The organism is Rathayibacter tritici, assembly GCF_001641005.1.
GTDB classification, from domain to species: Bacteria; Actinomycetota; Actinomycetes; order Actinomycetales; family Microbacteriaceae; genus Rathayibacter; species Rathayibacter tritici.
The window spans coordinates 1745670-1765913 of record NZ_CP015515.1 but is presented as its reverse complement, the minus strand read 5'-3'; the positions used below and the strand labels follow the sequence as shown (position 1 = coordinate 1765913).

The window sequence follows — 20244 nt, the reverse complement described above, 5'->3', positions numbered from 1 at the left end:
GTAGGTCAGTTTAGGGGTGGGGTCGCGCAGGTCAGGGGAGCACCACGACCTGGGCACCGAACACCAGTCCGGCGCCGAAGCCGATCTGCAGGGCGAGTCCGCCGTGCAGTTCCGGGTGCTCCTCGAGCAGGCGGTGAGTGGCGAGCGGGATCGACGCCGCGGAGGTGTTGCCGGTGGTCTCGATGTCGCGGCCGATCGCCACGGTCTCGGGCAGCTTGAGCTGCTTCGCGAGCTCGTCGATGATGCGCATGTTCGCCTGGTGCGGGATGAACGCGGCGAGGTCCTCGGGCTGGACGCCCGCCTCCGCGAGCGCCTGCTTGGCGACCTTCGCCATCTCCCAGACCGCCCAGCGGAAGACCGACGGGCCGTCCTGGCGCAGCGTGGGCCATTCGGCGGTACCGTCGCGGTAGGCGGCGAGCGGGTTGTCCATGCCGACGGTGTCCCACTTGGAGCCGTCGGATCCCCAGACGGTCTTCGAGATGCCGGCGGTGTCGCTGGGGCCGACGACCGCGGCGCCCGCTCCGTCGCCGAGGAGGAAGGAGATGCTGCGGTCGGTCGACTTGACCAGGTCGGACAGCTTCTCGGCTCCGACGACGAGCACGTACTCGGCGAGACCGGAGCGGATGAAGGAGTCGGCCTGGGCGATGCCGTAGGTGTAACCGGCGCAGGCGGCCGAGATGTCGTAGGCCGGGGCCGGATTCGCACCGATGCGCTCGGCGAGCAGAGCGGCCAGTGACGGGGTCTGCACGGTATTGCTGATCGTGGAGACGAGAACGACGCCGATCTGCTCCGGGCGGATGCCGGCCTTCTCGATCGCCTCCAGAGAGGCGGTGGTCGCGAGATCGACCGCGTGGATATCGGCGGAGGCGCGGCGGCGCTCGATGATGCCGGTGCGCTGGCGGATCCACTCGTCGGAGGAGTTGATCGGCTCGATCAGGTCGTTGTTGGAGACGACGAGGTCGCCGCGCGCCGCGCCGATGCCGAGGATGCGGGTGTAGGCGCTGCCGCTGGACTGGGTGAGGGAAGGGGTCGTCATGGGGCTGTCTCCTGCTAGGCGGCGTGCTCGTCGAGGAAGGCGCGGGCGGCGTCCACGTCATCGGGGGTGGTGATGGCAATGCTCGGCACGCCCTTGAGCCCGCGCTTGGCGAGGCCGACGAGCGCGCCGGCCGGGGCCAACTCGATGATCCCGGTGACACCGGCCTCGGCGAACGCCGCCATGCAGAGGTCCCAGCGCACGGGGGAGGCGACCTGGCCGACCAGCAGCTCGAGGAACGCTGCGCCGGAGTCGACGACGGAGCCGTCGCGGTTCGTCCAGAGCCGCAGAGTCGGGTCGGTGGGAGTCAGCCCGGCGGCGACGCCGGCGAGGGAGTCGCGCGCAGGCGCCATGTAGCGGGTGTGGAACGCACCGGCCACCTGCAGCGGGATCACGCGGGTCCCGCGCAGCGGCTCGGCCCTGAGCGCCTCGAGCGCGTCGACCGCGCCGGCGACGACGATCTGGCCGCCGCCGTTGTAGTTGGCGGGCTCGAGGCCGAGTTCAGCGAGTCGGGCGAGGAGCGCCTGCTCGTCACCGCCGAGGACCGCGCTCATCGCGGTCGGCGTCGCGGCGGCGGCGGCGGCCATCGCGCGGGCGCGCTCGCGGACGAACACGAGAGCGTCGGCCTCCGTCAGGACGCCGGCTCCGGCTGCCGCGGTAATCTCGCCGACCGAGTGGCCGGCGATTCCCGCTATCCGCTCGCGGCGCCCGTCCTGCAGCAGTGCGGCGAGGCTGACGAGACCGGCGGAGACGATCAGCGGCTGCGCGATCGCGGTGTCGCGGATGGTGTCTGCATCCGAGACGGTGCCGTGCGCGGCGAGGTCGATGCCGACCGCCTCCGAGTGCGCGGCGACCTGCTCGGCCACAGCGGGCACTCCGAGCCAGGGTGCGAGGAATCCGGGGGTCTGGGAGCCCTGACCCGGGGCGACGACGACGATCACGGTGTCCAGTCTTCCGATCTGCGCTCGCGGGTGCGGCGCGTGGAGCCACTGACAAAGGAGACAGAGCTTGTCGCGGGTCTACAAGATGTCAGCGGCGGGTGGGCTTGCGGCGGACGGCGCCGTCCGGGTCGCTCATCGAGCCGAGGATGAGGGCGGACTGGAGGATGAGCGCCTCGCGGGCTCCCGTCGCGTCCCAGCCGATCACTTCGGCGACGCGCTTGAGCCGGTAGCGCACCGTGTTCGGGTGCACGAACAGCTCCCGCGCGGTCGCCTCGAGCGAGCGGCCGTTGTCGAGGTAGGCCCACAGCGTGCTCAGCAGCTCGGTCGAGTGCGTCTGCAGCGGGCGGTAGATCTGCGTGATGAGGCTCTGCCGGGCAAGCGGATCGCCGGCGAGAGCCCGCTCAGGGAGCAGGTCGTCTGCGTTCACCGGTCGCGGGGCGTTCCGCCACGAGCGTGCCACTGCGAAGCCGGCGAGTGCCGCGCGAGCGCTGCGCGACGCCTCCACCAGGGTCGGCACTTCGTGGCCGAGGACGAGGTGGCCCGCCCCGAATCCGGGTTCGAGCGCCTCCGCGATCTCGAGGAAGGCGACCGGCGGACCGGTCTCCTCCGTGGCGTTCTCGCTCGGCTCCGCCCGGCCGATGACCAGGACGAGCCGACTGCCCTGCACGCCGATCAGCACGTCGGCGTCCATGTGTCGGGCGGTGCGGCGCAGCTGGTCGACGTCGAGCATCTTGGGTGCGGTGCCCACCAGGACGGCGACCTCGCCGTGGCCGTGCCAGCCGAGGGCGGCGATGCGGCTCGGCAGTTCGTCGTCGGCCTCGCCCGTGAGGATCGAGTCGACGACCAGCGCCTCCAGGCGCGCGTCCCAGAGGCCGCGCGCTTCGGCAGCGCGGGCGTAGACGTCGGCGGCGGCGAAGGCGATCTCGCGCGAGTAGAGCAGGATCCCCTCGCGCAGGTCCTCGCCGCCGTTCTTGATCCGGTCCTCGACGACCTCGACGGTCACCTTGATCAGCTGCAGCGTCTGCGTCAGCGACACCGAGCGCAGCAGTTCCCTCGGCGCGGCGCCGAAGACGTCCGCGGCGATCCAGGGTGTAGCCGAGGGGTCGTCGAACCAGGAGATGAACGAGGTGATGCCGGCCTGAGCCACGAGGCCGACGGCAGAGCGCCGGCCGGGGGGCATGCTGCCGTACCAGGGCAGCGTGTCCTCGAGGCGCTTGATCGTCTGCGTCGAGAGCTCGCCCGCGAGGGTGCGCAGCCAGGCGAGGGTCTGCTCCTTCGTGCGCACCGACTCCGCCGTCAGCTCTCGCCGCCCGCGTTGCCCGTGGTGCCGGCGTTCACATCCAGAAGGCGGTACTTCTCGATCGCCTGCACCGCGAGCGAAGGGTCGACCTCGCCGCGCTTGGCGAGCAACTGCAGCGTCCGCACCACGACCGAGGGGCCGTCGATCTGGAAGTAGCGTCGCGCAGCCGCACGGGTGTCCGAGAAGCCGAAGTCGTCCGCTCCGAGCGTCGCGAAGTCGCCCGGGATGAACTGGCGCAGCTGGTCGGGGACCTGGTGCGAGAAGTCGGACACGGCGACGAAGGGGCCCTTCGCGTCGGCCAGCTTCTGCGTCACGTACGGCACCTGCTCGGCGTCCTCGGGGTGGAGGAAGTTGTGCTGCTCCGCCTTGATGCCGTCGCGGCGCAACTCGTTCCACGAGGTGACCGACCAGACGTCCGCCGAGACGCCCCAGTCCTCAGCGAGGAGCTTCTGCGCCTCGATCGCCCACGGCACCGCGACGCCGGAGGCGAGGAGCTGGGCCTTCGGCCCGTCCCACTGGCCCCAGGAGATGCGGTGGATGCCGCGGACGATGCCCTCGACGTCGACGTCCTCCGGCTCCTTCGGCTGCACGATCGGCTCGTTGTAGACCGTGATGTAGTACATGACGTTCGGGTCGGAGTGCTTCCCGCCGTACATGCGCTCGAGTCCGGACTGGACGATGTGCGCGATCTCGTACCCGTAGGCCGGGTCGTAGCTGACGACGGCCGGGTTGGTCGCCGCGAGGATCGGGGAGTGCCCGTCCGCGTGCTGGAGGCCCTCACCGGTCAGCGTGGTGCGGCCCGCAGTGGCCCCGATCATGAAGCCGCGGGACATCATGTCGCCGGCCGCCCAGATCGCGTCGCCCGTGCGCTGGAATCCGAACATCGAGTAGAAGACGTAGACCGGGATGAGGGGCTCGCCCTGCGTCGAGTACGACGTGCCGATCGCGGTGAACGCGGCGAGCGCGCCCGCCTCGTTGATGCCGACGTGGAGGATCTGGCCCTGCGGGCTCTCCTTGTAGGCCAGCAGCAGCTCGCGGTCGACCGATGTGTAGTGCTGGCCGCGCGGATTGTAGATCTTCGCGTTCGGGAAGAACGCGTCCATGCCGAAGGTGCGCGCCTCGTCCGGAATGATCGGGACGACGCGGTTGCCGAAGTCCTTCGAGCGCAGGATGTCCTTGAGGATGCGGACGAACGCCATCGTGGTGGCGATCTCCTGCGTCCCGGAGCCCTTCTTGCCGACCGCGTACGCCGAGTCCTCGGGGAGGTTCAGCTGCGTGTACTTCGAGCGGCGCTCGGGGAGGTAGCCGCCGAGCGCGCGACGGCGCTCGTGCAGGTACTCGATCGCCTCGTCGTTCTGGCCGGGGTGGTAGTACGGCGGGAGGTACGGGTTCTCTTCCAGCTGCGCGTCCGTGATCGGGATGCGCATGGTGTCGCGGAAGGACTTGAGGTTGTCCAGCGTCATCTTCTTCATCTGGTGGGTCGCGTTGCGGCCCTCGAAGCTGCGGCCGAGACCGTAGCCCTTGATGGTGTGCGCGAGGATGACGGTGGGCTGACCCTTGTGCTCCGTCGCGGCCTTCATTGCCGCGTAGATCTTGCGGTAGTCGTGGCCGCCGCGGCGTAGGCCCCAGATCTGCTCATCGGAGTAGCCCTCGACGAGCTTCTTGGCGCGCGGGTCGCGGCCGAAGAAGTTCTCGCGGACGTAGGCGCCGTCCTCCGTCTTGTACGTCTGGAAGTCGCCGTCGGGCGTCGTGTTCATCAGGTCCAGGAGTGCGCCCTCGGTGTCGCGGGCGAGCAGGTCGTCCCACTCGCGGCCCCAGATGAGCTTGATGACGTTCCAGCCCGCGCCGCGGAAGTACGACTCGAGCTCCTGCACGATCTTGCCGTTGCCGCGAACGGGTCCGTCGAGGCGCTGGAGGTTGCAGTTGACGATGAAGTTCAGGTTGTCGAGGCCGTCGTTCGCGGCGACCTGGAGCTGACCGCGCGACTCGACCTCGTCCATCTCGCCGTCGCCGAGGAACGCCCAGACCTGCTGGTCGGAGGCGTCCTTAATGCCGCGGTTGGTGAGGTACTTGTTCGCCTGTGCCTGGTAGATCGCGTTGATCGGGCCCAGTCCCATCGATACGGTCGGGAACTGCCAGAACTCCGGCATCAGGCGCGGGTGCGGGTAGCTGGAGAGCCCGCCGCCCCGGTGCGACTTCTCCTGGCGGAACCCGTCGAGCTGGTGCTCGCTCAGGCGTCCCTCGAGGAAGGCGCGCGCGTAGGGGCCGGGGGAGGCGTGGCCCTGGATGAAGATCTGGTCGCCGCCGCCCGGGTGGTCCTGGCCGCGGAAGAAGTGATTGAAGCCGACCTCGTACAGCGACGCGCTCGACGCGTAGGTCGAGATGTGGCCGCCGACCCCGATCCCGGGACGCTGCGCGCGGTGCACGAGGACGGCCGCGTTCCAGCGGATCCACGCGCGGTAGCGGCGCTCGACGTCCTCGTCTCCCGGGAAGTCGGGCTCGTTCTCGGGCGCGATGGTGTTGATGTAGTCCGTGGTGGGCACCATCGGCACGCCGAGGTGGAGTTCCTTGGAGCGCTTGAGGAGACTGAGCACGACGTCGCGCCCGCGACCCCGGCCCCGCTCCTCGACGAGCGCATCGAGCGACTCGTTCCACTCCGACGTTTCCTCGGGGTCCGAGTCCACGTGACCGACGGAATACGGGTCCTGATCGTTAACAGTCACCCTCGACCTCTCTCTGGGGGCAGATCGTGCCCGAGACATCACTCTCATGAAGCGGTGCGGATCCGCGGATCCGAGGCTCGGATGACGAGCCGCGCGCAGGCACCTCCGTCAGCCTAGCCCGGATACCGGCGGTTCCTTGGAGTCTGCGCGCAGCAGGTCTAGCATTGCCCCTCGTGCTCGCGCGACTCTCGTGCGCACGGAAGGACATCGGACCGATGGCTCTCGAGAAGCTGACCCTGGCTCCCGACTTCGAACTCGCGAACCAGTACGGCGAGCGCATCCAGTTGGGCGACTTCCACGGGCGACGCAACGTTGCCCTGGTGTTCTTCCCCCTCGCCTTCTCCGGCACCTGCACCGGCGAGTTCTGCGCACTGCGCGAAAACCTGGCGCTCTTCGAGCACGCCGAGGTGGAGCTGATCGGTGTGTCGGTCGACTCGAAGCACACACTGCGCGCGTGGGGGGAGCAGCAGGGGTACGGCTTCACCCTCCTCTCCGACTTCTGGCCGCACGGTGACGTCGCCAAGCAGTACGGCGTCTTCATGGAGGCGAGGGGCTACGCGACCCGCGCGACCTTCCTGATCGACAAGGCCGGCGTCATCCGCGACACCTTCATGACCGCGCCGGGCGAGGCCCGCTCGATCGGGGCCTACCGCGCCGCGATCGACGCGCTCGCTCCGGCGCACGTCTGAGTCGCGCTGCGGTCGGCTCGGGACGCCGACTGCCGTAGGATCGAGGCGATCGTCCGCGGGTGTACCGCGGCGGGGGCCTTTAGCTCAGTTGGTAGAGCGCCACGTTTACACCGTGGATGTCATCGGTTCGAGCCCGGTAGGGCCCACGGGAGCGGTCCGCGTCAGCGGGACTGGCGGCGCTTGTAGGGCTTGGGCTGGCCCTTCACGATGGGGGCTCGGCCGGTGCCTTTGGAGGCCTTGGCCTTGCCGCCGGACTTCGGGGCGGCTTCCGGCTCGTCGCCGAGCGACGCGAGTTCTTCCCGGGCGGAAACGAGGCGTCGGCGGCCCGCGGCGGTGAGCGTCGTCGCGGCGGCTCCGGGCTCGAAGAGCGGCTTACCGAGGTCGAGTTCCACGGCAGCGACGGAAGAGTCGAGTTTCTGCCGCGAGATCCCGAGGCGCTCAGCGGCGCGCACGAAGTGCAGCTCCTCGGCGACCGCCACGAAGTGACGCAGCTGGCTGATCTTCATCCCGAACCCTTCACGGCCGCTCGCTGCGGCACGTCCACGGTACGCGGTCCGGGCGGAGGGAGAGACCGCGCCCTCCCTCCGCCCTCGTCAGAACCAGAGGTCGATAGTGAAGTCGAACTCGTCGCCGGCCTGCTCCTGCAGCTCTTTGAGGAGGCGGAAGCCCTCGACCTGGAACCAGCGCCGTTTCTCCTCCGAGCCGAAGAGGCTGGTGTCGAGGTCGGCGTTCTCCCGGAAGAATGTCGCCCAGTCGCGCAGGCGCTTCTTGAGCTCCGGCGTGATCTTCGAATCCCAGTCGACGATCGGCCCCGGCCCGATGTAGTCGTTCAGTGGCCACTTCTGCCCCCAGTCGACGGACAGCCGAAGCGTCCGCTTGGCGGGCTTCGAGACGACCATTTGTGTTCCTCCTCGGGAAGGTCAGGGCAGGTACCCCGATCGAGCGTGGCGCATCGGCGGTCGCTGGCCCAGAGCAGCGCGCTCGACGTCCTCTGAGAGAGCGGTCAGGCATTTCGCGCCAGGCCGGGGTGCGACCGTTGCCGGGCAGGGTCGAGGGGCCTACCCTCACGCCGGTGGGCGGTCCCGAAGCCGTCTGCGGAGAGAGGCCGACGTGGGCGTGCTCATGTACAGCTCCATTGCGTCGCTAGACGGCTATGTGAACGACGCGGACGGCGGGTTCGCGTGGGCGGAGCCGCGGCCCGCGGTGCATCGCTTCATCACAGAGCGGGAGGCGCGGGTGGGCACCTACCTCTACGGGCGTCGCATGTACGAGACGATGCGCGCGTGGGAGCAGACGTGGGAACTCGCCGACGAGTTCGCGTTCATCCGCGACTTCCAAGAGATGTGGCGCGCGGCGGACAAGGTGGTCTACTCGACCACGTTGACGTCGACCGACACGCGGCGCACCCGCCTTCACGCCGAGTTCGATCCGGTGGTGGTCGCCGCGGCGGTCCGGGCTGCCGAGCACGACGTGTCGATCGGCGGGCCGACCCTCGCGCGCCACGCGCTGCTCGCCGGGATCGTCGACGAGGTGCAGCTGTACACCGTTCCGGTCGCGGTAGGCGGTGGCACTCACTTCCTCCCACCCGGGTTCCACGCCCGGCTCGACCTGCGCGAGGAGCACTGCTTCACGGACGGGACCGTCTTCACGCGCTACAGCGTGCGGCGCTGACCCCGCCCGGCTCCTCCGCGCCGACCAGCGCAGTGATGCGATCGGCGAGGCGGGCGCCCTGCGCGCGTCCGGCCCGAGCGGAGGCGGCGCGGACGGTCGGGTCGAGCGAGTTCGGTCCGAAGGCGCGCACCGACTCCTCGTCGGCGTAGAGCACCTCGACGCGCGACGCGGCGAGGGCGTCGAGCTCGGCGGAGGGGATCAGGCCGGCGCCCGGAGTGCCGACTCCGGGGAGCGGGGTGACGATCAGGACCCAGTCGGCTCCCGCGGCGAGGTCGGCGTTGCTGCCGGAGCGCACTCCGCCGTCCATGTAGCGCGCGCCGTCGATGCTGACCGGCGGCCAGACTCCGGGGACCGCGCAGCTCGCGGAGATCGCGTCGACCAGGGCGACCCCGCTCTCGCGGTCGAGCACACGCAACTCGCCCGTGGCCGTGTCGACGGCGGTGATCAGGAGGCGCTGCTCGGGCCAGTCGGCATCGCCCACACGAGCGGAGATGACGGCGCGGCGGGTGTCCTCGGGGAGGGTCTCGGCCTCCAGCGCGAGGGTGCCGATGCGGCGGCGCGCGTCCTGGGGCGAGGTGGCACCCTCGACGGCGGCGGCGAAGAGGGCCTTGAGACGTTCGCCATCGATGTCCGCGCCGATCTCGGCCGACTCCTCCTGCAGCTGCGCCTCGTAGGACTCCTCGAGCCCGGTGCCGGTGCTCAGCTGTGCGGCGACGGCCGAGCCGGCGGAGGTACCGATGAAGGTGGTCGACGGATCGAGCAGGAGGCGTGCCGCCTCGGGGGAGGCGTCGGCGAGTCCGCGGAGAACACCGAGCTCCCACGCGATTCCGGCGAGGCCGCCGCCGGCGAGGACGAGTGCACCAGGCATGGAGGAGGTCCTTTCGTTCATGGTCGGGCGGGATCGACCGTACATCCACTCAGCTCTTCGCGGCTGCGAGCGCGTCGGCGGCGAGACGGACGGAGGCTTCGCGTTCGTTCAGCCAGAGCGGCACCGAGCGGACGCGGAGTCCGGTCAACTCGAGCGCGGGCACGGCCCCTGCGTCTTCCTCGCCGACGAGCCAGGCGTCGAGCAACCCGCCTCCGCTCCGCGCGCCGTAGTGCCGGCCGATCGCCTCGGCCGTGGTCTCGACGCCGATCGCGGCAAGGCACGCGTCGGCCATGCCGCGCACCACCGCACCGCCGATGACGGGGGAGACGCCCACAACCGGGGCGGCCGTCCGCCGGAGGGCGTCGGCGATCCCGGGGACACCGAGGATCGTGCCGATCGAGACGACGGGGTTGGAGGGGGCGACCAGCACGGCGTCGGTGTCGGCGATCGCCGCCAGCACGCCCGGGGCGGGACGGGCGCTCTCGACGCCCTGCTGCACGAAACGGCGGGCGGGAGCGCCGGCGCGAAGGCGCACCCACCACTCCTCGAAGTGCAGCAGGCGCACGCCCTCGCCGGGCAGCTCGACCTCGACGTGGGTCTCGACGTCCTGATCGGACATCGGCAGGAGGCGGACACCGAGCGGCCAGCGCGCGGTGATGCGGGCGGTTGCCTCCGAGAGGGTCAGCCCGTCGCGCAGCATCGCGCTGCGGGCGATGTGGGTGCCGAGATCGAGGTCGCCGAGGGTGAACCACGGCCAGCCGACGCCGAAGGCGGTGAGCTCGGCCGAGACGCGCTCGCTCTCGCCGGCCCGGCCCCAGCCGCGCTCGGTGTCGTTGACGCCGCCGAGCGCGTACGTGAGCGAGTCGAGGTCGGGGCACACCTTCAGGCCGGTGAGCCACAGGTCGTCGCCGGTGTTGACAACAACGGTGATCTCGCTCGCCTCGCCGCCGGCGGCCTCGAGATCGCGGAGGTGCTCGCGGACGGCGGACGTGAAGCGGGCGCCGCCGACGCCTCCGGCCAGGATCGTGATGCGCATCCGCTTACGCTAGCGGCACCGATGGATTCCGCTCCGCCTGAGCTGTGATGCTGCGGATCCGCGCCGGAAACACCGGAGAAACCTCGGACCTGGACGATGAAGACCTGTTAGATGAAGACCTGTTAGATGAAGGCCAGGCCAAGGAAGGCCTGCCCCTGGAGGTACTGATGACCATCGTCCGCGCAGCGATCACCCAGACGACCTGGACCGGCGATAAGGAGTCGATGCTCGACAAGCACGAGCAGATGGCCCGGGACGCCGCGGCCGACGGCGCGCAGATCGTCTGCTTCCAAGAGCTGTTCTACGGCCCCTATTTCGGGATCACGCAGGACAAGAAGTACTACCGCTATGCGGAGCCGGCCGACGGAATGATCGTGCAGCGGTTCGCGGCCCTGGCGAAGGAGCTCGGAGTGGTGATGATCCTCCCGATCTACGAGGAGGAGCAGACCGGCGTCTACTACAACACCGCGGTCGTGGTGGACGCGGACGGCACGATCCTCGGGAAATACCGCAAGCACCACATTCCTCACCTCGACCGGTTCTGGGAGAAGTTCTACTTTCGCCCCGGAAATCTCGGCTTCCCGGTCTTCGACACGGCGGTCGGCAAGGTCGGCGTGCACATTTGCTACGACCGTCACTTCCCGGAAGGCTGGCGCGAGCTGGGGCTGAACGGCGCGCACCTGGTCTTCAACCCCAACGCGACCAAGCCCGGCCTGTCGAACCGGCTGTGGGAGGTTGAGGGCCCGGCGGCTGCGGTGGCGAACGGCTACTTCGTGCTTCAGCCCAACCGGGTCGGCCGCGAGGACAACGAGTACGGCGAGCTGGCGGTCGACTTCTACGGCACCAGTCAGGTCATCGATCCGCGCGGGAACTTCGTCGGCGAGCGGGGCTCGGGCGACGCGGAGGAGATCCTGATCCGCGACCTGGAGATGGACATGGTGCAGCAGATGCGCGACGACTGGCAGTTCTACCGGGACCGCCGGCCGGAGTCGTACACCAGCATCCCGAAGCCGTGACCGCAGTTCGAGACGGGGAAAACCGATGAAGACCCTCATCACGGGCGGGACCGTCGTCAACGCGACCGGCGCCGGAGCCGCCGATGTTCTGATCGACGGGGAGACGATCGCCGCGGTGCTCGCTCCCGGCTCCACTCTGCTGGGCTTCGACCTTGCCGCGAACGTGGATCGGGTGATCGACGCGAGCGGCAAGTATGTGATTCCGGGCGGAATCGACGCGCATACCCACATGGAGATGCCGTTCGGCGGCACCTTCGCCTCGGACACCTTCGAGACCGGCACGCGGGCGGCGGCCTGGGGCGGCACGACGTCGATCGTCGACTTCGTGGTGCAGTACCCGGGCGAGAGTGTCGTGGACCGCTTCCAGGCCTGGCAGGAGAAGGCGGCGGGCAATTGCGCGATTGACTACGGCTTCCACCAGATCCTCTCCGACGTGCAGGACTCCTCGCTCGTCGCGATGGACGAGCTGATGCGCGAGGGAGTGACCAGCTTCAAGCTGTTCATGGCCTACAAGGGCGTGTTCCTCTCGGACGATGGGCAGATCCTTCGGGCTTTCCAGAAGGGCGCCGACATCGGCGCGATGATGATGATGCATGCCGAGAACGGCGCGCTCATTGACGAGCTGGTGAAGCAGACCCTCGCCGCGGGGACCATCTCGCCGTACTTCCACGGCACGTCGCGGCCGTGGCAGGCGGAGGAGGAGGCGACACACCGGGCGATCATGATCGCCGACCTCACCGGCGCGCCGCTGTACGTGGTGCACGTCTCCGCGAAGCAGGCGGTGGAGCAGATCGCGCAGGCCCGCGACCGCGGGATGAATGTCTTCGGCGAGACCTGCCCGCAGTATCTCTACCTCTCGCTCGAGGAGCAGCTCGGCGCTTCCTCTCCGGAGTGGGGGAGCTTCGAGGGCGCGAAGTGGGTATGTTCCACTCCGCTGCGCTCGAGGGCCGAGGGGCACCAGCACCACATGTGGCAGTCGCTGCGCACCAACGACATCCAGATGGTCTCGACCGACCACTGCCCCTTCTGCATGAAGGGCCAGAAGGATCTGGGGCTCGGCGACTTCTCGAGGATCCCCAACGGCATCGGCTCGGTCGAGCACCGGATGGACCTGATGTATCAGGGCGTGGTGTCCGGGCAGATCAGCCTGCCGCGCTGGGTCGAGCTCACCTCGACCACTCCCGCGCGAATGTTCGGCATGTACGGGAAGAAGGGCGTCCTCCAGCCCGGCGCCGACGGCGATGTCGTCGTCTACGACCCGCACGGGCACACCTCGATCGGAATCGGCGAGGGACGCAGTCACCATATGAACATGGACTACTCGGCGTGGGAGGGCTTCGAGATTGACGGGCACGTCGACACGGTGATCTCCCGGGGCACGGTCGTCGTCGACGGCGGCTCCTACGTCGGCGCGAAGGGCGATGGGCGCTACATCCCCCGCGGCCTCTCGCAGTACCTGATCTGAACCAGTACCTGATCTGAACCAGTACCTGATCTGAGAAGGAACCTCATGGATTTCGGAGTCGTCCTCCAGACCAACCCGCCCGCCTCGCGCACTGTCGCGCTCGCCGTGCTCGCCGAGACGCACGGCTTCGACTACGCGTGGACCTTCGACTCGCACCTGCTCTGGCAGGAGCCCTACGTGATCTACTCGCAGATCCTCGAGCGGACGCACCGGATCACGGTCGGCCCGATGGTGACCAACCCCGCTACGCGCGACTGGACCGTGATCGCCTCGCTGCACGCGACGCTGAACGAGATGTACGGCAACCGCACCGTCTGCGGGATCGGCCGCGGCGACTCCGCGGTGAGGGTGACCGGAGGCGCCCCGACGACGCTGAAGACGCTGCGGGAGTCGATCCACGTGATCCGCGAGCTGGCCAACTCTCGCCCGGTCGAGCACCACGGGCAGACCTTGCAGTTCCCGTGGAGTCGGGGCTCGTCGCTCGAGGTGTGGGTCGCCGCGTACGGCCCGCTCGCGCTGAAGCTGGCGGGCGAGGTCGGCGACGGATTCATCCTGCAGCTGGCCGACGTGGACATCGCGCGCTGGATGATCGGCGCGGTGAAGGAATCGGCGGCGAACGCCGGCCGGGATCCCGAGACGCTGCAGTTCTGCGTCGCAGCGCCGATGTACATCGGCACCGATCGCGAGCACATGCGCGATCAGTGCCGCTGGTTCGGCGGGATGGTCGGTAACCACGTCGCCGACATCGTGGGCCGCTACGGCGCCTCCGGAGCGGTGCCGCAGGCGCTGACCGACTACATCGCCGGGCGTGAGGGCTACGACTACAACGAGCACGGGCGTGCCGGGAACAGCCACGCGTCCTTCGTGCCGGACGAGATCGTCGAGCGCTTCTGCGTGCTCGGGACCGCGGAGGAGCACATCGAGAAGCTCCGGGCGCTCGCCGATATCGGCGTCACGCAGTTCGCGGGCTACCTTCAGCACGACAACAAGGAGGAGACCCTGCGCGTGTACGGCGAGCGGATCATCCCCGAGCTTCGCGAACACATCGTGGCCCGCGCGTGAGGTGAGCCCTGAGCCGACGAGCCCTGAGTAGACTGGATCCTCGTGACTACTTTCAAGAAGACGCCGTTCACCGTGAACGTGCGCGACCTCGTGAGGCGACCGGGCGAGATGCGCGAGCACCGCCTCGAGCTCGAGGCGCCGGAGCAGTTCGGCGAGGGGATCGTCGCAGTCCGCCGGGGATCGGCCGTCGACCTGGACGTCCGGCTCGAGTCCGTGCACGAGGGCATCCTGGCCAGTGTCGAGGTGTCGGCCGAGGCCGACGGCGAGTGCAGCCGGTGCCTGAGGGACATCTCCCTGCCTGTCGATGTCGAGTTCCAGGAACTTTTCGCGTACTCTTCTGACGAAGCTTTCGACTATGAGGTTCACGACGACCACGTGGATCTTGAACCTCTGGTCAGGGATGCGGTGGTTCTGTCGCTGCCGTTCCAGCCGGTCTGTCGGCCGGACTGTCCGGGCCTCGATCCCGTCACGGGGGAGCGGCTGGCCGATTCCTCGGCGCCCGAACCCGAGGCGCCGCGGGACTCGCGGTGGGATGTGCTGGCTGCCAGGGCCTCCGCAGACGCCACGGCTTCCGCAGAAACCACGGCCTCCGCAGAAACCACGGCTTCCGCAGACAGCGGTGAGGGCGCGACCGCCCGCACCGAATCCGACTAGAGGTAGAGAAGAGAGAATCATGGCTGTTCCCAAGAGGAAGAAGTCCCGCGCGAACACCCACGCTCGTCGTTCGCAGTGGAAGGCGGAGGTTCCGCCCCTGGTCAAGACCGTCGAGAACGGCAAGGTCGTCTACAGCCTTCCCCACCGCGCCAAGGTCGTCGAGGACTCCGCGGGCACCGCGCTGTTCCTCGAGTACAAGGGCCGCAAGGTCGCCGACGTCTGATCCGCACCCGCGCTTTCACGCGGCCACAGTGAACCAGACCTCGGCACGACCCTCCAGCGACGACCGGTCGCGTCTGGAGGCCACGCTCGGCGTGAGCCTCGACGGTGAGCTTTTCGAACTCGCCCTGACGCACCGGTCGTTCGCGTTCGAGCACGGCGGCATTCCGCACAACGAACGCCTCGAGTTCCTCGGCGATTCGATCCTCGGGCAGGCGGTGACCGTCATGCTCTACACCGAGTACCCCGCTCTCAGCGAGGGCGACCTGGCCAAGCGCCGGGCGAGCCTGGTCTCGACCGTGGCGCTCGCCGAGATCGCCCGCGGCATCGGTCTCGGTGAGTTCCTCCGGCTCGGCCGTGGTGAGGAGCTGACCGGTGGCCGCGATAAGGCGTCGATCCTCGCGGACACGGTCGAGGCGATCATCGGCGCCGTGTACCTGGGCATCGGGCCGGACGCTGCGCGCGACCTGGTGTTGCGCCTGATCGCACCGCTGCGGGCCGACCCGCTGCGTTTCGGTGTGTCGATGGACCCGAAGACGAGCCTCCAGGAGGCGGCGGCCGAGCGCGGTGCGCCGGCCCCGCGCTATGAGATCGTGGCCACCGGACCCGACCACAACAAGGTGTTCGTCGCCACCGTGATCGTCGGCGGATTCGTCACGGCCCGCGGTGAGGGCACCAGTAAGAAGGCGGCGGAGATGGCCGCGGCGCTGGACGCGTGGACTCGCCTGGCGGGTTCCGCTGCGCCCGTCCCTCCTGCTGCCGTCCCTCCTGCTGCCGGAGATTGACCGTGCCCGAGCTGCCCGAGGTCGAGGTGGTGCGCGCGGGACTGGCCCCCGCCGTCACCGGAGCACTGGTCACCGGCGTCGACATCGTCGACGAGCGGTCGCTGAAGCGCCACGTGCATCCGCACGGCACGTTCGAGCGCCTGCTGGTCGGGCGTCGGCTCGAGGGGGCGGTGCGGCGCGGCAAGTTCCTCTGGCTGCCCGCGGGCTGTGACGAGGCGCTGCTGGTGCACCTCGGGATGAGCGGCCAGGTGCTGCTGCGCACGGCGGACGCGGCACTGCCCCGGCTCGCGCGCATCCGGATCGGGATCGAGCACCCCGAGCACGGCGAACTTGCCCTGCACTTCGTCGATCAGCGGATCTTCGGGTCGATGGCGGTCGACGCGCTGGTGCCGACCCCGGACGGCGCGCCCGGCGGTTTCGCGGGTGAGGACGCGCGCGCCGGGGACTGGCTGCGCGCCGTACCCTCGCAGGTCGCGCACATCGCGCGCGATCCGCTCGACCCCTCCTTCGACCTCGGGGCTGTCGTCGCCTCGCTGGCACGGCGGAACAGCGGGATCAAGCGAGCGCTGCTCGATCAGACGCTGGTGAGCGGCATCGGCAACATCTACGCGGACGAGTCGCTCTGGGCGGCAGAGCTGCACCCGGAGCGACCCGGCTCGTCGCTGGGCGAGGCGCGGATCCGCCGCCTCTTCGCCGAGGTGCGCTCGGTGCTGGAGCGTGCCCTGGCCGAGGGCGGCACCAGCTTCGACGCGCAATACGTCAACGTGAACGGCGCCTCCGGCTACTTCTCGCACAGCCTGCACGCGTACGGGCAGACGGGGAAGCCGTGCGCCCGCTGTGGTGAGGCGATAGTACGGGTGCCGTTCATGAATCGCTCCTCGCACCTCTGCCCGCACTGCCAACAGCTGCCGCGCTGACGCGTTGCGTTACGCCGTCAGGTCGGTGGGAGTGGGGCCGACGTAGCGGGAGTGAACGACGAGCTCGCCGAGCAGTGTCGCGACGAGGGTGATCACGGCGGCGACGGCGAGGCCGAGCCAGAGTCCGACGAGTAGGGCGAGCGCTCCGACTCCGGCGCCTGAGGCGATGAGGGCGATGGCGGCGGCGCGACGGAACCAGGGCTGGCCGGAGCCGCCGGCGAGGCGCGAGTCGGCGGCGAGCCCGGTGATCGTCGAGGTGACGACGACGGTGGTGACGTCCTTCACCGCGAGGTGGCGCGCGGTCGCGGCCTGGAGACCCATCGCTGCGCCGAGAACCCCGGTGACGGTGAGGGCGAGCGGTTCCGGGGGCTCGGGCACCACGGCGAGCAGGATCGCCAGGGCGCCCAGCAGGATCCCGACCACCGCGAACAGCCAGGTCGAGCGGGAGGTCCACCCCTTCTTCACCGGGCGGAGCACCCGGCCACCGATCACGGCGCCGATCATGAAGGCGCCGAGCGCGATCAGGGGTCCGACCACGGGCAGATTGGCGGCGCCCGCGAGGGCCATGCCGAGGATGACGACGTTGCCGGTCATGTTGCCGGCGAAGACGCGGTCGAGCCCGAGGTAGCCGACGGCGTCGATGATGCCGGTGGAGAAGGTGAGGGCCAGCATCAGGCCGAGGGTCGCGCCCTCGGTGCGGGTGCGCAGGCGTCGGAACACGGGAGTCCTGTCGTCGGGGTGGGTCTGGAGAATCGTGACACACGGGTGCTACTGCGTGAAACACGACGTCGTTATGGTCGGACGACGCGGACGGGCCGCGGAGAGGCGGACTCCCATGCGGCAGGCGGAGTGGACGGTTCAGCCAGGCGAGGGCGGCGTGCTAGAGGATCAGGGCCGGGATCCGGTCGGCCGATGGGGGAGACGGAGGAGTTCGTCGTGCCCGCCTCCGCGTACTCGCGTCTGGACGGCGGACGTCGATGCCTGATCTGCGGGTGACGACGCTGGAGGGCGTGCTGCCGACGGGCCTGGTCGACGCGGTCGAGGCGTACGCGGCGGCGCTGGCGGCGGATGACGTCGCGGCCCTCGCGGATGCGCAGCTGTGGATTCGTGAGGCCGGGAGGTGGCGAGTGCGCGCGGCGCAGGTGCAGGAGCAGGCTCTCGACGCTCGTGTCTGGCGGGCGGTGGGAGCGCCGCTCGTGCCGGCCTCCGGCGCCGGGGCGTTGAACGGACTCGACGTGGCGGTGAAGGACCTGTTCGCGATCGAGGGACAGCGGATCGGTGCGGGAGTGCCCGCCTACCTGGCCGCGGCGCCGATCGAGTCGGCGACCGCTCCGGCCGTCGCGCGCCTGCTTCACGCGGGCGCGACGGTGCGCGGGATCGCGCAGACCGACGAGTTCGCGTACAGCATCGCCGGCCGAAACTCCGGCTACGGGACGCCGCCGAATCCGGCCGTGCTGGGGGCGATCCCGGGTGGCTCGTCCAGCGGACCGGCGACCGCGGTGTCGCTCGGGCAGGCGGCGATCGGGCTCGCGACCGACACGGCGGGCTCGATTCGGGTGCCGGCGTCGTATCAGGGGCTGTGGGGGCTGCGGACCACGCACGGTGTGGTGTCCGTCGAGGGGCTGCTGCCACTGGCGCCGAGCTTCGACACGGTGGGCTGGCTGACGCGGGACCTCGGGACGCTACAGCGGGTGGCGGAGGTCTGCCTGCCCCGGGGGCCGTCGACCCGCGGGTTCGTGGTGGCACCTGCGCTGCTCGGCGGGGTGAATGCGGTGGTGGCCGTTGCATTCCAAGCAGCGGTCGAGGGTCTGGGCGCCGATCAGGTGGCGCTGCCGCCAGTCGCGGAGATGTTCGAGGCGTTCCGGGTGGTGCAGGCGGCGGAGGCGTGGCAGTCCAGCGGTACCTGGGTCGCGGCGCACCCGGGGGTTGTGGCCGACGACGTGCAGGCGCGGTTCGACGCGGCCTCTCAGGTGGCCGCGGAGGCAGAGGCGAGTGCGCGAGCGCGGGTGGCGGGCTTCCGCGAGGCGCTCGACGCGGCGCTGGACGGGCGGGTGCTGCTCCTGCCCTCGACGTCGTCGGTCGCGCCGGCCCTTGATGACTCGGCGGAGGCGCTCGACGCGGCGCGCACGGCGACGCTCGGCCTGACCTGCGTGGCCGGGATCGGCGGATATCCGGCGCTCTCGGTGCCGCGACTGAGTGTCGACGGCGCTCCGGTGGGGCTCTGCCTCGTGGGTCCGCGGGGAGCGGATCTCGCGCTGCTGGAGCTGGCCGCGGGGTTGGCGAGGGCCGAGGACTGAGGGTTGAGGACTGAGGGCCGAGGACTCAGAACGGCGGTGGGGCGTCGGCGAAGCTCGGCCTACGCGTGGACGTCGGCGGATCCGGCGGATCGGGCGGCCGGGTGACCACGCGGCGGCCCGTGGGAGTGGTCCAGTCGGCCGCACCGTCGGGATGGAGGGTGTAGGTCCAGCGATCGCCGTGACGGACGTGATGGTGCGCGACGCAGAGCGATGCCAGGTTGTGCAGGGCGGTGGCTCCTCCGTGGCGCCACTCGAGGGTGTGGTCGGCCTCGGCGCTCGCGGCGGGCCGGGTGCAGCCGGGAAAGCGGCAGGTCCGGTCCCGCAGCTGTAGGGCGAGGCGCATCCGCGGGGGCGGGAGGCGGTACGTGCGTCCCACGGACACGATCGCACCGGTGCCGGGCTGAGTGAGGACGGGCGTGATCACGGCGTCTGCTCCGAGAAGGTCGCGGGCGATGCCGGCGGGGACGAATCCGTAGCCGTCCAGCTCGACCGGACCCTCATCGCGACCGGCCGCGGTGCTCGCGGCGAGGGTCAGGCGCACCTCGGCGCGGATGCCGGTGGCGAACGTGCGCGGACGCTCCTCGCCCGGTGCGGTGCCGGACACATCGCCGTCGCAGAGCAGGTCGGCGAGGGCGTCGGCCCGCAGTTGCGAGAGCGTGCGCTCCTCCGCAGGGGCGCCCGGGTCGCTGCCGGTGCTCCCGGTGCTCCCGGTGCTCCCGGTGCTGCCGGTGCCGTCGCGGAGCGTCCGCGCGATTCGATCGAGCCGTGCGAGCGCGCCGAGGGCGATCGGAGCGGGGAGGGTCGCGCAGAGTGTCGCCATGCCGTCGTGCTCGGGCGAGACCCAGACGGCGCGGTCCTCGCGAGCGCGGGCATGCCGATCCGCGAGGGGGACGTCGTGCAGCTCATCGCGGAGCCGGGCGAGGCGTCGGCGCAGCTGGGTCGGGGTCATCTCGGCGGCCAGTCCCGCGGCGCGCTCATCGAACGCGGCGAGAGAGGCGGCGGGCAGGGTCGCAGCGACTCCGCAGATGAGCTGACCCGCCTCCCACCGCAGGCGTGCCTGCGCCAGGGCGGCGCGAGTACACGGCAGGTGCTCGACCAGCAACCGGGCGTGCTCGAGCTCTCGGGTGGCCACGCGCTCGGACACGTTCAGCGCCACGGCGAGCTCGGCCCGGACCGACCGTTCGACGAGGTCGCGCGATTCCCGGGGCGAGCCGCCACGGGCGAACGACTCCGGGCAGCGCAGCGCTGCCGTGTAGGCCGCGTGCAGAGCCTCGGCGGAGGCGAGGTGCAGCGGAGCCGCGGAGCGGGCGAGCCGCGCCGCATGGTCGCCGAGGGCGCGGACCTCCTCGAGTCCCTGCTGCCTGTCATCCGTCATACTCGTATTGAATCAGGGATCACCGACATCCGGGCCCCGAAGCCATCCGATCCGGACAACTCGCGCCCCGACACTGCCTGTGGAGGAGGCATCGCGCCGGAGCAGGGGCGGCCGACGCCCTCGGGTTCGGAAACATGGGCGAAACGTCCGTCGCATAGGCTCTGACGCTGAAACACCTGTTTCTCCTACGCAC

Annotated in this window: 20 protein-coding genes and 1 tRNA gene; 11 read left to right on the top strand and 10 right to left on the bottom strand. The window is 70.1% G+C overall.

What is annotated here, in order from left to right; translation table 11 throughout:
• Window positions 1-31: 31 nt before the first annotated feature.
• The 4 genes from A6122_RS08050 to aceE all read right to left on the bottom strand — a co-directional run bounded on the left by A6122_RS08050 (window position 32) and on the right by aceE (window position 5997).
• A complete protein-coding gene (locus A6122_RS08050; protein WP_068253577.1) occupies window positions 32-1036 on the bottom strand; it encodes a beta-ketoacyl-ACP synthase III in 1005 nt (334 codons plus the stop codon).
• A 14-nt stretch (window positions 1037-1050) separates the two neighbouring features.
• On the bottom strand, window positions 1051-1974 hold the full coding sequence (locus A6122_RS08045) for an ACP S-malonyltransferase (RefSeq protein WP_068253574.1): 924 nt from the start codon (window positions 1972-1974) through the stop codon (window positions 1051-1053).
• Between the two features lie 88 nt (window positions 1975-2062).
• Window positions 2063-3259 (bottom strand): PucR family transcriptional regulator, encoded by a 1197-nt coding sequence (locus tag A6122_RS08040; RefSeq protein WP_237358145.1) that lies wholly within the window; start codon window positions 3257-3259, stop codon window positions 2063-2065.
• Between the two features lie 11 nt (window positions 3260-3270).
• The gene (gene aceE / locus A6122_RS08035; RefSeq protein WP_068253572.1) at window positions 3271-5997 is read right to left on the bottom strand and encodes a pyruvate dehydrogenase (acetyl-transferring), homodimeric type; all 2727 of its coding nucleotides are present in this window, start codon (window positions 5995-5997) and stop codon (window positions 3271-3273) included.
• Window positions 5998-6212: 215 nt separating this feature from the next.
• Here aceE and A6122_RS08030 point away from each other — a divergent pair, with 215 nt between their 5' ends.
• Both A6122_RS08030 and A6122_RS08025 read left to right on the top strand, forming a co-directional pair.
• Window positions 6213-6686, top strand: a complete 474-nt coding sequence (locus A6122_RS08030; protein ID WP_068253570.1) for a peroxiredoxin — start codon at window positions 6213-6215, stop codon at window positions 6684-6686.
• A gap of 73 nt (window positions 6687-6759) precedes the next feature.
• Window positions 6760-6832, top strand: a tRNA-Val gene (locus tag A6122_RS08025).
• Between the two features lie 15 nt (window positions 6833-6847).
• Here the strand turns inward: A6122_RS08025 and A6122_RS08020 are convergent.
• Both A6122_RS08020 and A6122_RS08015 read right to left on the bottom strand, forming a co-directional pair.
• Window positions 6848-7192 (bottom strand): LysR family transcriptional regulator, encoded by a 345-nt coding sequence (locus A6122_RS08020; RefSeq protein WP_068253567.1) that lies wholly within the window; start codon window positions 7190-7192, stop codon window positions 6848-6850.
• 87 nt (window positions 7193-7279) lie between these two features.
• The gene (locus tag A6122_RS08015; RefSeq protein WP_068253565.1) at window positions 7280-7585 is read right to left on the bottom strand and encodes a hypothetical protein; all 306 of its coding nucleotides are present in this window, start codon (window positions 7583-7585) and stop codon (window positions 7280-7282) included.
• Between the two features lie 223 nt (window positions 7586-7808).
• Here A6122_RS08015 and A6122_RS08010 point away from each other — a divergent pair, with 223 nt between their 5' ends.
• Window positions 7809-8357: a dihydrofolate reductase family protein gene (locus A6122_RS08010; RefSeq protein WP_237358144.1), complete on the top strand. Its 549-nt coding sequence runs from the start codon at window positions 7809-7811 to the stop codon at window positions 8355-8357.
• On the opposite strand, the gene A6122_RS08005 is transcribed toward A6122_RS08010, so the two are convergent.
• Both A6122_RS08005 and cofD read right to left on the bottom strand, forming a co-directional pair.
• Window positions 8332-9225 carry a patatin-like phospholipase family protein gene (locus A6122_RS08005; RefSeq protein ID WP_068253549.1) on the bottom strand — a complete coding sequence of 298 codons (894 nt, stop codon included), beginning with the start codon at window positions 9223-9225 and terminating at the stop codon, window positions 8332-8334. The genes A6122_RS08010 and A6122_RS08005 overlap by 26 nt on opposite strands.
• 49 nt (window positions 9226-9274) lie before the next feature.
• Complete coding sequence (gene cofD, locus A6122_RS08000; protein ID WP_068253546.1) at window positions 9275-10261, bottom strand: 2-phospho-L-lactate transferase; 987 nt, start codon at window positions 10259-10261, stop codon at window positions 9275-9277.
• Between the two features lie 167 nt (window positions 10262-10428).
• Between cofD and A6122_RS07995 the strand changes: the two genes are divergently transcribed.
• The 7 genes from A6122_RS07995 (at window position 10429) to mutM (ending at window position 16379) form a co-directional block, all read left to right on the top strand.
• Window positions 10429-11277, top strand: a complete 849-nt coding sequence (locus A6122_RS07995; protein WP_068253543.1) for a nitrilase-related carbon-nitrogen hydrolase — start codon at window positions 10429-10431, stop codon at window positions 11275-11277.
• 25 nt (window positions 11278-11302) lie between these two features.
• Window positions 11303-12742: a dihydropyrimidinase gene (gene hydA, locus A6122_RS07990; RefSeq protein WP_068253541.1), complete on the top strand. Its 1440-nt coding sequence runs from the start codon at window positions 11303-11305 to the stop codon at window positions 12740-12742.
• Between the two features lie 45 nt (window positions 12743-12787).
• Entirely contained in the window at window positions 12788-13804 is a 1017-nt protein-coding gene (locus tag A6122_RS07985; RefSeq protein WP_068253536.1) for a TIGR03842 family LLM class F420-dependent oxidoreductase, read from the top strand.
• A 108-nt stretch (window positions 13805-13912) separates the two neighbouring features.
• Complete coding sequence (locus A6122_RS07980) at window positions 13913-14458, top strand: YceD family protein (RefSeq protein ID WP_084416177.1); 546 nt, start codon at window positions 13913-13915, stop codon at window positions 14456-14458.
• A gap of 19 nt (window positions 14459-14477) precedes the next feature.
• Window positions 14478-14681: a 50S ribosomal protein L32 gene (rpmF, locus tag A6122_RS07975; protein WP_068253530.1), complete on the top strand. Its 204-nt coding sequence runs from the start codon at window positions 14478-14480 to the stop codon at window positions 14679-14681.
• A 28-nt stretch (window positions 14682-14709) separates the two neighbouring features.
• Complete coding sequence (rnc, locus tag A6122_RS07970) at window positions 14710-15462, top strand: ribonuclease III (protein ID WP_068253528.1); 753 nt, start codon at window positions 14710-14712, stop codon at window positions 15460-15462.
• Window positions 15463-15464: 2 nt separating this feature from the next.
• Entirely contained in the window at window positions 15465-16379 is a 915-nt protein-coding gene (gene mutM / locus A6122_RS07965; protein WP_068253525.1) for a bifunctional DNA-formamidopyrimidine glycosylase/DNA-(apurinic or apyrimidinic site) lyase, read from the top strand.
• Window positions 16380-16388: 9 nt separating this feature from the next.
• Here mutM and A6122_RS07960 read toward each other — a convergent pair whose 3' ends face one another.
• Window positions 16389-17099: a YoaK family protein gene (locus A6122_RS07960; RefSeq protein WP_308470756.1), complete on the bottom strand. Its 711-nt coding sequence runs from the start codon at window positions 17097-17099 to the stop codon at window positions 16389-16391.
• Between the two features lie 257 nt (window positions 17100-17356).
• Here A6122_RS07960 and A6122_RS07955 point away from each other — a divergent pair, with 257 nt between their 5' ends.
• Window positions 17357-18676 (top strand): amidase family protein, encoded by a 1320-nt coding sequence (locus A6122_RS07955; RefSeq protein WP_084415889.1) that lies wholly within the window; start codon window positions 17357-17359, stop codon window positions 18674-18676.
• 25 nt (window positions 18677-18701) lie between these two features.
• On the opposite strand, the gene A6122_RS07950 is transcribed toward A6122_RS07955, so the two are convergent.
• Window positions 18702-20051 carry an HNH endonuclease signature motif containing protein gene (locus tag A6122_RS07950; protein WP_068253524.1) on the bottom strand — a complete coding sequence of 450 codons (1350 nt, stop codon included), beginning with the start codon at window positions 20049-20051 and terminating at the stop codon, window positions 18702-18704.
• Window positions 20052-20244 lie beyond the last annotated feature (193 nt).